The organism is Bordetella tumulicola (assembly GCF_965138755.1).
In the GTDB taxonomy this organism is placed as follows: Bacteria; Pseudomonadota; Gammaproteobacteria; order Burkholderiales; family Burkholderiaceae_B; genus Bordetella_A; species Bordetella_A tumulicola.
The window spans coordinates 776,983-791,718 of record NZ_CBCSFP010000002.1; the positions used below are offsets into that span (position 1 = coordinate 776,983).

The window sequence follows — 14,736 nt, forward strand, 5'->3', positions numbered from 1 at the left end:
TGAAAAAGGGAAGGGATGCAACGGCTTCATCAGCCGCGCAGAAAATCCAGAACAGCACGGTTGAAAGCTTCCGGCTGTTCGACATTGGCAATATGCCCCGCCTGCAGCAGCGCCCACCGGGCATCGGGGATGCCCTCGCGCAGCGGCTGCCCGTGAGCGTCGGCAGGGGTGGCTGTATCCAGCGCCCCGGCAATCACCAGCGTGGGCACGGCGATGTGCGGCAGGTGTGCACGGAAATCGGCATCACGCACAGCGGCGCAACAGGCGGCATAGCCTTCGGCCTGCATCGAGGCAAAGCTGGTGCGCATCGAGTGAAAGAACGGCTCGTCTCTGTCGCGGTAGTCTTGTGAAAAGAACCGCGCCATCACGGCATCCGTCAGGTTGGCCATGCCTTCGCGCCGGACCAGGGTGATGCGGTCCGACCAGGATTCGCGCGGGGGAAGATGCGCCGATGCGTTCGACAGCACGAGTTTGCTGAGGTGCGCGGGTTCGTGGATACCTAGCCATTGCCCAACCATGGCTCCTAGCGACAGTCCGCAGAATGCGAACTGACTGGCTTGCAGGGCATCGACCACGTCCAGTATGTCGCGCGCCAAGTCTTCGATACGGGCGTCGCCTTGCTTGACGTCGCTGGCGCCGTGCCCCCGGGTATCGATGCGCAGCACCCGATAATGGGCCGTGAGCGCCTCCATCTGGGGTTCCCACATGAACACATCAGTGCCGAGCGAATTGCCCAATACCAGCAGAGGGCGGTCGGGATGGCCGTCCAGGCGGTAAAAGAGCCGAATGCCGGCGGTATGGTGAAAAGGCATGGCTTACTCCACCTTGATTCCGGTCTGCCCGATGGCATCCGACCAGTATTTCAGTTCCGAGCGGGTAAAGTCGCCGAGTTCGTCCGGTCCCATGAAAGTCGCATAGGTTCCCGCCTGCTCTGCGCGCTGCTTGAAGTTGTCGCTTTCTACGACCGTCTTGACAGCCGCCGCCAAGCGATCGATCGCCGCTTGCGGCGTGCCGATCGGGGCATAAAGTGCAAACCAGGCGTCAAGTTCGACATCAGGGACGCCGGCTTCCGCCGTCGTGGGCACGTCGGGCAGCATCGGATGACGCCGCTTGCTGGCGATCGCGAGCGCTCGCAGCGAGCCTGAGCGCAGGTACCCGACCACGGCCGGCGGCGTGGTGACCAACAGGCCGATCTGGCCCGACAGCAAATCCGTCATCGCCGCACCCGCGCCCTTGTACGGGACGTGGGTCATCTGCGTGCCAGTGCGCAGCCCCAATAGCTCGGCGCCAATGTGCTGCATCGTGCCGACCCCCGACGATGCGTAGTTGATTTCCCCGGGGTGTTGTCTGGCGTAGTCGACCAGCGCTTTCAGGGTTGTGACGGGCAGGTCGTTGTTGACCACGATGACTTGCGGAGCGGTGATGGTCAGCGCGACCGGCGCGAAACTCTTGATGGGATCCCACTGCAGCTTGTCAAACAGAACCGGGTTGACGACGTGAGTCCCGGAATACGCCAATAACAAGGTGTAGCCGTCCGGTTGGCTTCGTGCTACATATTGAGCGGCGATGTTGCCGCTGGCGCCGGCCCGGTTTTCCACAATGACGCTCTGGCTAAGCGCTGCGGTCAGGCCGTCGGCCAGCAACCGGGCGGTGAAATCGCCGCCGCCTCCGGGCGCGGCCGGCACCACAATGGTCACGGCACGATCAGGGTATCCGGTGCCCTGGGCGGGCCCTGCGGCCAGTAGTCCCAGGCTCAGTCCCAGCGCTGCGGCGCGGCCCAGTAACGCTTGCATGTCTCTGTCCTTTTTTCTGCGAAATTTTTATGATGAACCATGATAGGGAGCGGCCCCTGGGGCGGCAAATGACGAATTTCGTTCGGCTCTATCGACCTCATCGATAGCGGGACGCTCACGGCATGGAATTGAGACATTTGCGGTATTTCCTAGCCTTGGCCGAACGCCTGAATTTCACGCAGGCAGCCGCTCAGGTACACGTGACCCAGTCGACGCTTTCGCATCAGATCAGCCAGCTCGAAGACGAATTGGGCCAACGCCTGTTCGACCGATCCGACCGGCGAGTCACCATCACCGCTGCCGGCGAACTGTTCTTGACCAAGGCAATCAATGCACTGGCCGAGATCGACAATGGCATCGCGTTGATGAATACCCTCAATAAAGACCTGTCGGGTGAATTGAGGATCGGCACGACACCCACGCTGAATATGGAAGTCGTGCCGCGCTGCATTGCGCAGTTCACGGAGGATCACCCTTCGGTACACATCCTGGTAGAAGAAGAGACTGGTGATGAATTGATTTCGGGCCTGCGGGCGCAGCGGCTCGATCTTGTCCTGGCTTATCGGCCGCTGGTGCTGGAAGGCATTGTGTTCGAGCCGCTGTATACCGAGGAAATGATATTGGTCGTGGGCGAGCGGCACGCTTTTGCGCGTCGCCGGCGCGTGCGCATGGCCGAACTACATCGGCGCGAGCTGGTCCTGCCGCCGCGCAAGTTCACCACGCGCCAGCAGATCGACGAGGCTTTCACGGCAGTGGGAGCACAGCCGTTCGTGGTGATCGAGATGGTGTCGCTTGCCGCGATCCTCGCGCTGGTCGAGCAGACGGCGCTCGCAGCCATTGTCTCGCGCAGCGCCTGGCGCGGTCGCGACGGCTTGTACGCAATCCCCCTGGAAGCGCCCACGATGACGCGCATGCCCGGCCTGATCTGGGTGGACGGCCAGCCACGCGCGCCGGCCGTAGCGGCGTTTGCTTCAATTGTGCGGGGCGTAGCGAAATCGTCGGCCCGCGACCATCTGGAGTGGTCGCGCGGGAAATCAGCACCTAACCCGCGAAGCTAGGGCATTGCCTGGCTACACTTGTTGACGCGTCGTCACCTCATTCAATTATGGAGCTTTGTTCATGAAACGCTGGTTCACCGTTGTTGCCCTGACAGCCGTATCGTTCTTTGCGCACGCAGAGGACCACGCCATCACCGCCTACCAGGACCCCAATTGTGGCTGCTGTTCTGGTTGGGTCGAACATATGCGTGACGCCGGTTTTGAAGTAAAGGCGATCAAGACGGCCGAAATGGCCACGATCAAGCAGAAGCTTGGCGTGCCGGTGGCGCTCGGTTCGTGCCATACGGGTGTTGTGGAGGGCACCGGGCAGGTTATCGAGGGTCATGTACCTGCGAATGCGGTGCGTAAGCTCTTGGCAGATTCGTCTGTCAGAGGTGTTGCGGCGCCTGGTATGCCGTCCAACTCTCCAGGGATGGGAGAGTTGGACGGGAATCTGGTTACCGTCGACTTTAACGGCAAGCCATTTTCCAGGGATTAGTGTTCGTAGAGGGGCACGAATGGATAGTGCAATCCATCATCGTCGATGCGTTAATGTGCACAAAACAAAAAACCGCGCTGCATTGGTGAACTGCACCCCAACGGTTGGAACAGGTATTCAATTTTAAGGGGCAGTGCAATTGCAGAAACGGCTTTCTTAATCTATTGCCCGCAGTCGCTATCGCCAAGTTGCCGTCGTCGCTCGTTCGAATGGTGCGGCGCGGTGGCCGTTCGTGTTATGCCACGACCGGCGTGATCGCTTTGCCTGTCTGAAAAAAAGAAACCAGGTTCTGTATCGCCAGCTCCGCCATCTGGCGTCGTGTTTCGACGGTTGCACTGCCGATATGCGGCGACAAAATCACATTTGAGAAACGCCGCAATGGGCTATCGTCCAGAGGTTCCGACTCGAACACGTCGAGCGCGGCTCCCTGGATGGTGCCTGCTTCCAATGCCTGGCATAGATCCGTCTCACTGATCACTGTGCCACGCGCGATATTGACGATGACTCCACTGGCGCCCAGGGCTTTTAGTATGGCAGCGTCAACGAGATGATGCGTCGCTTTACCGCCCGGGCACGACAGAGTCATCACGTCAACGTGAGTCGCCATGGCCACCAACGAATCAAAATGCGTCCATGGCACGTCCTGGCTGCGCCGTCCGTAATAGCTCACGTCTACATCGAAAGGCACCAACCGCTGAACGATTTCTTTGCCGATACGTCCCAGCCCGACGATTCCTATTTTCTTGCCCGCCAAGTTGGTTCCCAGCGGGAATGGTGACTGCGCCCAGGCGCCGGTACGCACAAACTGGTCGGCGACCGGGATACGACGCAGCAGGGCAAGCAATAGGCCTATCGCCAGTTCAGCCACCGCTTTGTTCAAGACATCGGGCGTATTGGTGACAACGATATTTTTCTGCCTGGCGTAGTCGACGGGAATACCGTCGTAGCCAACGCCGTTGGTCGTGATGATGCGCAAATTTGGCAAACGGTCGATCAGCTCGGTGGAAATCCGATAGTTCGAGCGGGTGATGATGCCGCCGATCTTTGTTGCTTGTGACGGATTTTGATCGAGTTCCTGCTCATCGAGCAGCGTAAATATCGACCGGATCTGCTTGTCTACTAATGGCGGAAATACACCAATCTTTAGTAACGGTGGAAGCTCGCGGCTGGTGAAGTCGTGGTTTTCCCTAGGTTGGGCTGTTCCAGAAAACGAGTGGGTTGTCATGGATCAAAGCAGGAGCGTTGTAGCATAGTGCTGGTCAGGACCATAAGTATGAAACAGTTGCCGCAGAGCCCGAAGCCGCTCATGTCATATTTCACACATAATTTTTTTTGTTTTCAGTACGATCGGGCCTAGCATCATGGACATAAAGTACATACAAAGTTTCGTCGCTGTCGTCGAAGCGGGCTCATTCGCCGAAGCAGCACGAAAGCTAGATCTGACGCCAGCCGCCATCGCTGCGCGCATCAAGGCGCTGGAAGGGGATTTGGGCGTAAAGCTGGTGCAGCGTTCCGGACATTCCGTCAAGCCGACGGACAGTGGCATGCGGATTCTCGAAGGCTCCAAGGCCGTTATCCGGAATATTCGCGATCTGCGTGCGATTGCGGTCGATGGCGACCAGCCTGGTGAACTGCGTCTTGGCTGCTTTGTCTCCGCGCTGACCAACGTACTGCCCCCGATCCTCAAACGCCTGTATCAACGACACCCCGACGCGTCCGTATTTGTGACGCCAGGTGGATCCGTCAATCTCTGCAGCAAAGTAACTAATGGTGAACTCGACGCCGCCATCGTCGTGGAGCCACAATTCGCCATCCCCAAGAACTGTGTCTGGCGGCCATTCATGGAAGAGCCCTTGGTCGTCGTGGCGCCAACGCATCTTGCGGGTTGCGATGCCCATGAACTGCTATCCACACAGCCGTTTGTCCGGTACGACCGAAACATCTACGGTGGCCAGCTAGCCGACCGCTATCTGCGCGATCATCATATTCAGGTAAAGCAGCGCCTGGAGATTGATGGCTTGCTGGCCATTGTCTCGCTCGTCCACGAGGGGCTCGGTGTATCCCTGATCCCCGATTGGTCGTCGATGTGGAAATCGCTGGATGTCACCCGCGTCCCCTTGCCAGAACGAGCCCCCGTACGCAGAAACGGCTTAATCTGGAACATACAAGGCCACCATGCCAAGACGGCAGCGTCGATTTTGGAAGATGCCAAGGCGATTTTTAGCGTGCAAAATTAAGGACCGTTGCCGCTGATTTTCAGATCAACTGGCCGACGCGCCACAAGGCACATCGGCCTATCCTGAGGTGTTTTACCCCCTGCCACTCAATTAAACTGATAGAGCACAGCCGGGTTGTCGACCAAAATATGGTTGCGCGCGGCCTCATTTGGCACGGCTTGTGCAAACAAATCCAGCAACGTCGCGTCGTTCGGAATGTTGTTGGGTTGCTCGGTAGGATGAGGCCAGTCGCTACCCCAAACGACACGATCAGGAGCCTCGCGTGCGTACGTACGCGCCACCAGAACGTTATCCGAATATGACGGCGCCCCTACCTGAGAATCAAAGTAAAAACCCGACAGCTTCACATAGGCACGCCCCTGTTGCAGCAATTCGCGAACCATAGCAAAAACAGGGCTCTGCAACGGATCGGGTTTGGGGATATGGGCCAAATGATCGAACACGACGGGACAGGGCAAATCGCTCCACGTCGCACGGTTTTCCAGGAGATAGTTGGCCGGGGCATTGATCTGCACGTGCCATCCCAGTTTAGCCACACGCGCCGCCAGTGGCTTGACCATATCCAGCGTCGTCGTGCCTGGAGGCGACAGGTTAAATCGAATACCTCGTACGCCCGCTTGATGCAATTCCTGCAACATGATGTCTGTGACCTTGGTATTTACGACGGCAACACCTCGCGCCTGACCATCAAATTGCCCAAGTGCCTCTACCAGCAGGCGGTTGTCCACCCCGTAGGAGGACGGCTGCACGATCACGTTCCGGCTCGTTCCAATGCGTTTTTGCAGCGCACGATAGTCGGCTACCGTGGCCTCGCCGGGCCGTAGCGTCGCCTCAGGCGCGAAGGGATAACGCGAATCATAAATGTGATGATGGCAATCGGTCGCCTTTGGAGGGACTTGAGTTTTTGGCAACTCTAGACCCGTCGACCATTTCACCGGATCGGCCAGCGTCGTACGCCTAAAGCTGGACTGAGCGCAGCCGCTAGCACCGAGACCACCCGCGGCAACTACTGTCAACGCACTCAATGTCTTCAAGCACGCTCGCCTATCGTTAAAGTTAGTCATGCTGATGTCTCCTCTTTATCGTAGTGCAGGTGCGCTAAACGGCATACGCACTACATACAGCCCCTCATTCTGTCCTCTCGGCCACGCACCACCATGTTCGGGTGTTCGCGCCTCATTTCGATTGATCCGGTACACCGCGCAGAAAATCGAAATCCACCCCTTTATCCGCCTGAGTCACGGTGTCAAGGAAGAGTTTCTTGTAACCACGAGCAGCAGTGGGCGGTGTCACCGGCTGTTCGAGCCGACGGCGATCGAGTTCCTCGTCAGACACCAGTAAAGCAATCTCTCGGTTGCTCACGCTCAGGCGAATGCGGTCGCCATTGCGGACGTAGGCAAGCGTTCCCCCGATCGCCGCCTCGGGTGTGACATGCAGAACGATGGTGCCGAAAGCCGTGCCGCTCATGCGACCGTCCGAGATACGGATAATGTCCTTGACGCCCTGCGAGGCAAGTTTCTTCGGAATGGGGATATATCCCGCTTCCGGCATACCAGGTGCCCCCTTCGGGCCAATATTTTTCAGAACAAGAATATCTTCGGCAGTGACGTCCAGCTCAGGGGAGTCGATCCGGTCGGCGAGATCCTCGGCATTTTCAAATACGACGGCACGCCCCTCATGCTCCATGAGCGTGGCGTCGGCCGACGATTGCTTGATGATCGCGCCTTCCGGTGCCAGGTTGCCCGACAGAACGGCAATGCCTCCCTGCGGGTAAATGGGATTCTGCACCGTCTTGACCACGCTTTGCGAGAATCCAGGCCCCGCGCGTTCGATTTCCTCGCCAAGCGTGCGTCCGGTTACGGTCAACGCGTCGAGTTTGAGCAACGGCTTGAGTTCACGCAGCAACGTGGCCATGCCCCCCGCTTTATGGAAGTCTTCCATGTAATGCTGGCCGGACGGTTTGAGGTCCACCAGCACCGGCGTGTCACGCCCCATGCGGTCCAGCGTCTTTAAATCGAGATCCAGGCCAAGCCGGCCGGCGATGGCCGTCAGGTGGATGATGCCGTTGGTCGAGCCGCCGATGGCCAGCAACACACGCATGGCATTTTCGAATGCGTCCGCCGTCAGGATCTTTGAAATGTTCAGCCGTTGCTTGGCAAGCTCGACGGCCTGCGTGCCGGTCAGTTCCGCAATCCGCATCCGGTCCGCCGTCACCGCCGGAGGCGTCGCGCAACCGGGCACCGTCATGCCCAGCGCTTCGGCAATACAGGCCATGGTGCTGGCCGTTCCCATGACCGAACAGGTTCCCACGCTGGCCACAAGCTGGTTGTTGACGTCGGAAATTTCCTGATCGTCGATCTCGGTGGCCCGGTACTTACCCCAATACCTGCGGCAGTCGGTACACGCGCCTACCCGCTCGGAGCGATGTGAACCGGTAAGCATTGATCCCGTAACCAGTTGAATGGTCGGAATATCGGCTGAAGCGGCTCCCATGAGTTGAGCCGGCACGGTCTTGTCGCATCCGCCGATAAGCACCACCGCATCCATCGGCTGCGCGCGTATCAGTTCCTCGGTATCCATGGACATGAGGTTACGCAGATACATACTGGTCGGGTAGGAAAAGCTCTCGTGGATGGAGATCGTCGGGAAATCCATCGGGAGCCCACCCGCCAGCATGATGCCGCGCTTGAGGGCCTCGATGAGCTGCGGCGCATTGCCATGACAGGGGTTGTAGGCGCTGCCCGTGTTGGCAATACCGATCACAGGGCGATCGAGCGCGCCGTCTGTATAACCGGCGCCCTTGATAAAGGCCTTTCTCAGGAATAACGAGAACCCATTATCGCCGTAGCTGGTGAGGCCCTTGCGCAGGCCTCGGGCTTCATCCTGAGAGGATTCGCTGCTTTTTTTGCTCATCTTGCTTCAGTCGCTTCTGGTTAATTAACGGTAATTCCGCCGTCGTGAATGACTTTGGCCCACTGGTCTATTTCGGCATTTAACCGTTTTTTCGACGCATCGATATCAAGCGGATCGGCAAAAACGCCTTGTGCCAACAATTGTTCCTTGGCTTTGTCCGTGGCCAGAGCCGTCGTCAACGCCTTGTTGAGCTTCTCGACGATAGGCGCCGGCGTACCCGCGGGAGCCATCACTCCGAAAAGCGAACTGACGTTAAAGCCGCTGAACCCCTGTTCTTCCGCCGTGGGGATATCCGGCAATATCGAGATGCGCTCGGGTGTCAGCACGGCAAGGGGACGCAGTTGTTTGGACTTGATGAACGAAATCGCGGCGGGCACGGTTTCCGTCATGGTTTCCACCTGGCCACCCACGAGATCGGTCATGGCTGGGCCGCTGCCACGATAGGCAACGTGCGTGATATCTACACCCGCAATCTGCTTGAAAAGCTCCATGGCCATACGTTGGGGGGCGCCGGCGCCCGATGAGGCGAAATTGAGCTTGCCAGGATTCTTTTTGGCGTAGTCGACCAACTCGGTCAGTGAATGAATCGGCAGCTTGGGGTTGACCACGGCGACCAGCGGTACAAAACCTACAATCCCGACGGGAGTCAGGTCTTTGCGCAGATCGTACTGGATGGTGTCTTTTTCCAGGGTTGCCATGACGGAATGCGACGTCAAGGCCCCCATCAGCAACGTGTAACCGTCCGGTTCGGCCCGGGCGACCTCTGCTGCGCCGATATTGCCACCGGCACCGCCTCGGTTCTCGATCACGACTTGGCCACCGATTTTCTCGCTCAGGTGCTGGCCCACGATACGCCCGATGACATCGGTCGCGCCTCCGGGCGGATAGGGGATGATCAAGCGGATCGGTTTCTCGGGATAGCCATCCGCAGACTGTGCCTGTGCGCTGAAAGGAATCACAAATGTTGTGGCCGCCATGATGGCCGCAACCATCGCGTGCAGGCGCTTGGGGGCAGAGCGTTTACAGAACATGGTTGTCTCCTTATGGGTTTTTATGGCATCGAAATGACCGATGCATGTTCGCAAACTCTCGCCCAGAGTAAGAGAAAAAACTTTTTGTTCGTTCAAAAAAATATGCGGGGGTAGCGCGGCTGGGCTACGAGAGACCTGTGCAATCGCTCGCTGTGCATACTGAGGTCGATTGCAAGTCGGCTTTGAGGGGGGCTTACTGCTGCATTGCTTCTTAGTGAAGATTGTGGCGATGTACCTCTCGCCACAGGTATAAAGCGCTTAACAGCAAGCCGGCCGCCGACAGCGCCAAGGCAGCGTTCAACGCCGTGGAGTAATCGGCGGTGAAATGGCCAATGGCAGCGGATGCAACAGGACCCATCAATTGTCCAAACGCGAACCCCGCCGTCATACGTCCCAAGATCACCGTGGCATTGCCGTGAGCGCGGGCCCGGGCTTCTTGCATGCCAAGCATCGTGACCACCATGAAAGTGCCGCCCACCAACAAGGCTGCGATCACCACACTGACAAGCGAAGCCCAAATACCGGGCAGCACCACGCCAATCGCCATAAAGATGTGAGAAGCCATCCATACGCTCAGCCGATTCGCTTTTTTCAACCCCCAGGCTACTACCACCGTGGACGCTGCCGCAGCGATCCCGAATAAAGGCCAAGCCCAACCGAATACTTGGGGGTCATCAATCAGTTGCCGGGCCAACTCGGGCAGATAGGTCGCCGGCAGGATGTAGCCGAATCCGAACAGGGTATAGCAAGCAATCAGGCCGCCGGTGTTGGAAGCCGCATCGCGCGAGGGTCTTTGCTGCGCTGAGGCCTGTGTGTCGAGAACCGGGGTCGGCACCGGCAACTGCCAACTTACTGCTAATGGAATGAGCGCGGCTATTGCCGCGAGGAACGCCAATTCGACCCACATCTTCAACGATGACACTTCGGGCCCGGCGACGATAAGACAAAACATGCCTGCTGCCGCAATGCCGAGTCCGACACCCGCGAAAATGACCCCAGCCAGATTAGGACGCCCATAAAAGGCAAGCCACCCCAAGCCCCATGCGCTTGTGGCAACCAAAGTCCAGGCGCTCATCACTCCTGCCATAAACCGAAGGATCGCCCAAAAAGCAACGGATGAGGTCCAACCCACGGCCGCAGTGACCGCCACGGTGCTGACCAATCCTATGGCAAGAATCGTCGCGGGCTTCACCTTGATTCGCGCGGCCAGTAAAGCCCCCACGAGGTATCCGAGGTAATTGCTGGCCGCGAGCAGCGCACCAGCTTCACTATTAAGTAGGCCGTCTCGGACCATCAAGGGAAAAAGTGGGGTGAAGGCAAAACGACCTACGCCCATGGCAACCGCCAGGCAGATCATGGCTGCCACACAGACCATCACGGCGGCTCGACCTGATTCAGCACGGAGAGAAAGGATTGAAGTCAACATGGACTGATTAAAGTCTATTTGCGGCTTTATGAATAATGAATAAATTTGGATTACCATTCTCTATATGAGAACAATTGATTTGGAATCCTTGGCCATCTTCCGAACAGTCGTGGAAGAAGGGGGCGTGATTCGGGCAGCAGAGAAGCTGCACCGTGTGCCCTCAAATGTGACGACCCGTATTCGGACGCTGGAGGAATACTTAGGCGTACGTTTGTTCCGCCGACAAGGGCGTACGCTGAGCCTTTCGGCTGAAGGCCAGACCCTTCTGGGCTATTCGGTGCGGCTGCTCAGACTGGCGGACGAAGCAGTCAATGAACTGCGCACAGGAAAACCTCAAGGAGTGTTTCGCCTCGGTTCTCTGGAGAGCACGGCAGGCAGTCGCCTAGCCCCTATTCTTTCCCGCTACCACATCGAGAACCCTGGGGTGGTCGTGGAGCTCATTACCGGCACTACGGGCACTCTTGTCAATCGCGTCATGAGTTTCGAGATCGAAGCCGCTTTCGTGTCCGAGCCGTTCACCGCATCGGAGCTTGAGTCGATGGTTGTCTTTCGCGAAGAGTTGGTTCTGATTACGTCTAAGCAGACCCGAAATGTTCCCACAGCCAGCGATTTGGGGCGAAGTACGATGATTTCCTTTGCCCATGGCTGCTCCTACCGAAAGAGGCTCGAAGACTGGCTGGGCGATGACAACGTGATGCCTGAGCGTGTTCTCGAATTCGGGTCATATCAAGGCATGATTGCCTGTGTGGCTGCGGGGACCGGCTTTGCGGTTGTGCCTAAGTCCGTACTGGTAGCCCTGCAAGCGACAGAACAGGTGCGTCAGCATAAGTTGCCAAAGCGATTCTCCGTCAATCGGACTCATCTCGTGTGGCGCGGCCACCCCTCTCTTGCCTTGGAAGGGCTGATCAATAGCTTACAGATTGGAGACGTCGAGCAGGGAAGCGGAAATTGGAAAAAATAAGCCCGGCAATGGGAAAAAAATTGCCAGTAGCGCGCCCACCCGTCCTTCGACGGGAAGGGCTGCAGACACGCTAGCGGCTCACAGCTAGTCCATTTGAATATTCAGCTTCTTTACGATGGGAGCCCAGAGTTTCAGCTCATCTTCCATTATTTTGGCCGAAGCAGCGGTATCATTTGCAAAAGGACTAGCGCCCTGCTCGACAAGTTTTGCGGTGAAATCCGGCTCTTGTGTCATGGCCAATACGGCATCTTGAATCTTTTTTACCACCGGTTCAGGGGTCTTGGCCGACACCATGACGCCGTACCATGAATCAAGAACAGCGTTCTTCACTCCGCCTTCGGCGAAAGTCGGAACATCCGGGATGGAGGGTGCTCGCTGTTCTGATGCGACGCCAAGCAAGCGTATCTTGCCTGCCGATACATAGGACATTACATTTGGCAGATTCACAAATAAGGCGTTGACTTCACCAGATAGCAGATCAGCCGTCGCGGGTGCGGCGCCTTTATAAGGGATATGCGTCAATTTCACCTTGGCGCGATCTTGAAAGACCTCCCCAACGAGGTGATTGATTGAGCCTACCCCGGCTGAGCCCATGTTGATCGAGCCAGGATTGGATTTCGCATGCTCGACAAACTCACTCATGGTATTAGCAGGAGTATTCAGGGATACGGCCAACACGTTAGGCACGGAGGCAAAGGTGGCTACAGTTAAAAAATCCTTATTGCTGTCGAAATCCAGGTTTTTGTAGAGTAATGGCTGCAATACTTGCCCTTGGGTCCCTACTAAAAGGGTATATCCATCAGCCGGGGCCTTTGCAACGTAACCGGTGCCAATGATGCCCCCTGCACCCGCACGGTTGTTCACAATGACAGGCTGGCCGAGGTGGGCTGACAATCGCTCTGCGATGATTCGACCCATCAGATCCACAGTGCCTCCGGGTGCGAACGGGACGACTAATGTGATCGGTTTGTTTGGATAGTCTTGGGCACTTGCGTTGAACGAAAGCGCCAACGCGAAGATAGTTGCGATTGTCTTAAGCATCAAATCACTCCGTTTTGCCTATATAACGATTCACTGCTGTCATACAACAGACAGCATTTTTTTAGCCATGCGAATGCATGGTGCGAATAGCTCATAAACAAGCTATGAGCGAACAATTATTTCCAAGTTGCCAACGATCAGTAGTCGCCCTTTTTGCATCTAGCCTAGCCAGCGTGCGACTGCATTTTTTCGCGATGCTGCGGCTGTCTCGACTTGCTTATGGCGCGCTGCAAGCCATTCATACTGTTCGCCTATCACGGTTCGGGCCGTTTCGATGAGTGAATCTATTTCGGCAGCGGCCGTTCCCCCCAAAGACGTTCGTGAGTTGACGAAAGCACGGGCATCTAAGCTGTTACGAATAACCTCTGTCGATAAGCCAGGACCAGGAATGCCAAGCATCCGCGCTGCATCGCTTAATAACTCACTGGTAACGTCTCGGACGGAAACCTCTTTATCCACGCACAAGCGCACCAGACGAGCGACAAGACTGTGAGCTTCTCGAAATGACAGCGAGCCGCCCCTGACGATCTGATCAGCCAAGTTTGTGGCAGTGGACCAATGTGCGTCTGCCGCGCGAGCCATATTCTTTTTGTGCACAGCCAGGCTTTCGACCATGGCGGCCATGAGTCGGAGGCTTCTATTCGTTTCCGCAAAGGCATTATCAAGCAAAGGCAATTCCCGCATCACAACGTCTCCGGTACCTTCGGCACGGAACGTTGCCAACGCATTTGTCAACCAGGTCGTGGCTGCGCCTGCAGCGAACTTCACCACTTCCAATCCCGCCGGATTCTTTTTTTGCGGAAAGATGGAGCTCGTGCCGCAAAACTGATCAGCGGTTTCCACAAAAGAAAACTCATGACTCGACCAAAGGTGAAGATCCGTTGCCAGGTCATTTAACGTCGACATGACAAAAGAAAGTGCCGCTGCCACTTCGGCTGCGTAATAGGCTTCCCGTGCGAGTTTCGAATTCACGACGATCCCGTCGAAGGCCAGCAGCTCAGTGGTTCGCGTCCGGTTTATCGGCCAGGCTGTTCCAGCCAGACCGGCGGCCCCCAAAGGATTCAAATTGAGTCGGCTAAATGCGCAGCGCAACCGATCAAAATCGTCCGAGATCTTTGTGCTGAAGGACAACAGGTAATGCCCGAAGGTTGTTGGATGAGCATGCTGCATGCATGTATATCCCGGCATTAGCGTGTCGGCGTGTTTGGATGCAAGGCGAAGAATGACTTCCTGAAGCCTTATGATCTGGTCAAACACGTCCAGCAAAAGACGTCTTTTGTAGAGTCGGCGGACCGTCGGGCCTTGATCCAGGCGGCTGCGGCCCGTGTGCATTCGCCCCCCAACGGATTCTCCAATTTGATGGAACAGATAGCTCTCTACTTGGAGTAAGAAGCTTCCTTGCCGCGGGTCAACCGGAAACTGCTTGGGCCCCATTGCGGCGATTTCCTGCAGCGTGCTCAAGATCAACCGGGCTTGCTCTGGCTCAAGAATGTTTTGTTCGGCCAGCATGATTGTGTGTGCGATGTCGACCTGAAGATATTCATGAAACTGCAGCAGTTCTCGTTCCAAATGCGGCAGCTCAAAAAGCTTCACCATTAAATCGGAAGGCGCTGAGTCTAGCCGGGCCTCCGCCAGAGTGCGGCCATGCGAAAGCGGTTCGGCGTTATTGCTCACAACAATTTTCTCCATGCAAACGATTCCTCAGCAAAATCCTGATCCACTTCGTAAGTGGACTCCCTGCATATCGACTTTATTTTTTGAGAGGTCATTCGTCCAATTCATTTTTATGGGAAACTCC

13 protein-coding genes are annotated in these 14,736 nt (G+C 56.9%); 4 read left to right on the top strand and 9 right to left on the bottom strand.

Annotated features, from left to right (window positions below; all coding sequences use genetic code 11):
• Positions 1–29 precede the first annotated feature (29 nt).
• Together pcaD and ACNAZS_RS09360 are read right to left on the bottom strand one after the other, a co-directional pair.
• A complete protein-coding gene (gene pcaD, locus ACNAZS_RS09355) occupies positions 30–812 on the bottom strand; it encodes a 3-oxoadipate enol-lactonase (RefSeq protein ID WP_415788494.1) in 783 nt (260 codons plus the stop codon).
• 3 nt (positions 813–815) lie between these two features.
• Entirely contained in the window at positions 816–1,793 is a 978-nt protein-coding gene (locus ACNAZS_RS09360) for a Bug family tripartite tricarboxylate transporter substrate binding protein (protein WP_415788496.1), read from the bottom strand.
• A gap of 122 nt (positions 1,794–1,915) precedes the next feature.
• Here ACNAZS_RS09360 and ACNAZS_RS09365 point away from each other — a divergent pair, with 122 nt between their 5' ends.
• A complete protein-coding gene (locus ACNAZS_RS09365) occupies positions 1,916–2,851 on the top strand; it encodes a LysR substrate-binding domain-containing protein (protein WP_415788498.1) in 936 nt (311 codons plus the stop codon).
• A gap of 61 nt (positions 2,852–2,912) precedes the next feature.
• On the top strand, positions 2,913–3,329 hold the full coding sequence (locus ACNAZS_RS09370) for a DUF411 domain-containing protein (protein WP_415788500.1): 417 nt from the start codon (positions 2,913–2,915) through the stop codon (positions 3,327–3,329).
• Between the two features lie 235 nt (positions 3,330–3,564).
• On the opposite strand, the gene ACNAZS_RS09375 is transcribed toward ACNAZS_RS09370, so the two are convergent.
• Positions 3,565–4,554: a 2-hydroxyacid dehydrogenase gene (locus ACNAZS_RS09375; protein ID WP_415788502.1), complete on the bottom strand. Its 990-nt coding sequence runs from the start codon at positions 4,552–4,554 to the stop codon at positions 3,565–3,567.
• 136 nt (positions 4,555–4,690) lie between these two features.
• Between ACNAZS_RS09375 and ACNAZS_RS09380 the strand changes: the two genes are divergently transcribed.
• Positions 4,691–5,566 carry a LysR family transcriptional regulator gene (locus ACNAZS_RS09380; RefSeq protein WP_415788505.1) on the top strand — a complete coding sequence of 292 codons (876 nt, stop codon included), beginning with the start codon at positions 4,691–4,693 and terminating at the stop codon, positions 5,564–5,566.
• A gap of 86 nt (positions 5,567–5,652) precedes the next feature.
• Here the strand turns inward: ACNAZS_RS09380 and ACNAZS_RS09385 are convergent, their stop codons facing one another.
• The 4 genes from ACNAZS_RS09385 to ACNAZS_RS09400 form a co-directional block, all read right to left on the bottom strand.
• The gene (locus ACNAZS_RS09385; RefSeq protein ID WP_415788508.1) at positions 5,653–6,630 is read right to left on the bottom strand and encodes an amidohydrolase family protein; all 978 of its coding nucleotides are present in this window, start codon (positions 6,628–6,630) and stop codon (positions 5,653–5,655) included.
• 112 nt (positions 6,631–6,742) lie between these two features.
• Positions 6,743–8,479, bottom strand: a complete 1,737-nt coding sequence (locus tag ACNAZS_RS09390) for an IlvD/Edd family dehydratase (protein WP_415788510.1) — start codon at positions 8,477–8,479, stop codon at positions 6,743–6,745.
• A gap of 20 nt (positions 8,480–8,499) precedes the next feature.
• On the bottom strand, positions 8,500–9,510 hold the full coding sequence (locus tag ACNAZS_RS09395) for a Bug family tripartite tricarboxylate transporter substrate binding protein (protein ID WP_415788513.1): 1,011 nt from the start codon (positions 9,508–9,510) through the stop codon (positions 8,500–8,502).
• 211 nt (positions 9,511–9,721) lie between these two features.
• Positions 9,722–10,936: a YbfB/YjiJ family MFS transporter gene (locus tag ACNAZS_RS09400; RefSeq protein WP_415788515.1), complete on the bottom strand. Its 1,215-nt coding sequence runs from the start codon at positions 10,934–10,936 to the stop codon at positions 9,722–9,724.
• A gap of 64 nt (positions 10,937–11,000) precedes the next feature.
• Here ACNAZS_RS09400 and ACNAZS_RS09405 point away from each other — a divergent pair, with 64 nt between their 5' ends.
• The gene (locus tag ACNAZS_RS09405; protein WP_415788517.1) at positions 11,001–11,897 is read left to right on the top strand and encodes a LysR family transcriptional regulator; all 897 of its coding nucleotides are present in this window, start codon (positions 11,001–11,003) and stop codon (positions 11,895–11,897) included.
• An 84-nt stretch (positions 11,898–11,981) separates the two neighbouring features.
• Here the strand turns inward: ACNAZS_RS09405 and ACNAZS_RS09410 are convergent, their stop codons facing one another.
• Together ACNAZS_RS09410 and argH are read right to left on the bottom strand one after the other, a co-directional pair.
• Positions 11,982–12,938: a Bug family tripartite tricarboxylate transporter substrate binding protein gene (locus tag ACNAZS_RS09410; protein WP_415788519.1), complete on the bottom strand. Its 957-nt coding sequence runs from the start codon at positions 12,936–12,938 to the stop codon at positions 11,982–11,984.
• A gap of 159 nt (positions 12,939–13,097) precedes the next feature.
• A complete protein-coding gene (gene argH / locus ACNAZS_RS09415) occupies positions 13,098–14,627 on the bottom strand; it encodes an argininosuccinate lyase (RefSeq protein WP_415788521.1) in 1,530 nt (509 codons plus the stop codon).
• Between the last annotated feature and the right edge of the window lie 109 nt (positions 14,628–14,736).

Excerpts from the sequence above, each read along its gene's own strand:
- pcaD (WP_415788494.1), bottom strand. The coding sequence starts at position 812 with ATGCCTTTTCACCATACCGCCGGCATTCGGCTCTTTTACCGCCTGGAC.
- ACNAZS_RS09360 (WP_415788496.1), bottom strand. The coding sequence starts at position 1,793 with ATGCAAGCGTTACTGGGCCGCGCCGCAGCGCTGGGACTGAGCCTGGGA.
- ACNAZS_RS09365 (WP_415788498.1), top strand. The coding sequence starts at position 1,916 with ATGGAATTGAGACATTTGCGGTATTTCCTAGCCTTGGCCGAACGCCTG.
- ACNAZS_RS09370 (WP_415788500.1), top strand. The coding sequence starts at position 2,913 with ATGAAACGCTGGTTCACCGTTGTTGCCCTGACAGCCGTATCGTTCTTT.
- ACNAZS_RS09375 (WP_415788502.1), bottom strand. The coding sequence starts at position 4,554 with ATGACAACCCACTCGTTTTCTGGAACAGCCCAACCTAGGGAAAACCAC.
- ACNAZS_RS09380 (WP_415788505.1), top strand. The coding sequence starts at position 4,691 with ATGGACATAAAGTACATACAAAGTTTCGTCGCTGTCGTCGAAGCGGGC.
- ACNAZS_RS09385 (WP_415788508.1), bottom strand. The coding sequence starts at position 6,630 with ATGACTAACTTTAACGATAGGCGAGCGTGCTTGAAGACATTGAGTGCG.
- ACNAZS_RS09390 (WP_415788510.1), bottom strand. The coding sequence starts at position 8,479 with ATGAGCAAAAAAAGCAGCGAATCCTCTCAGGATGAAGCCCGAGGCCTG.
- ACNAZS_RS09395 (WP_415788513.1), bottom strand. The coding sequence starts at position 9,510 with ATGTTCTGTAAACGCTCTGCCCCCAAGCGCCTGCACGCGATGGTTGCG.
- ACNAZS_RS09400 (WP_415788515.1), bottom strand. The coding sequence starts at position 10,936 with ATGTTGACTTCAATCCTTTCTCTCCGTGCTGAATCAGGTCGAGCCGCC.
- ACNAZS_RS09405 (WP_415788517.1), top strand. The coding sequence starts at position 11,001 with ATGAGAACAATTGATTTGGAATCCTTGGCCATCTTCCGAACAGTCGTG.
- ACNAZS_RS09410 (WP_415788519.1), bottom strand. The coding sequence starts at position 12,938 with ATGCTTAAGACAATCGCAACTATCTTCGCGTTGGCGCTTTCGTTCAAC.
- argH (WP_415788521.1), bottom strand. The coding sequence starts at position 14,627 with ATGGAGAAAATTGTTGTGAGCAATAACGCCGAACCGCTTTCGCATGGC.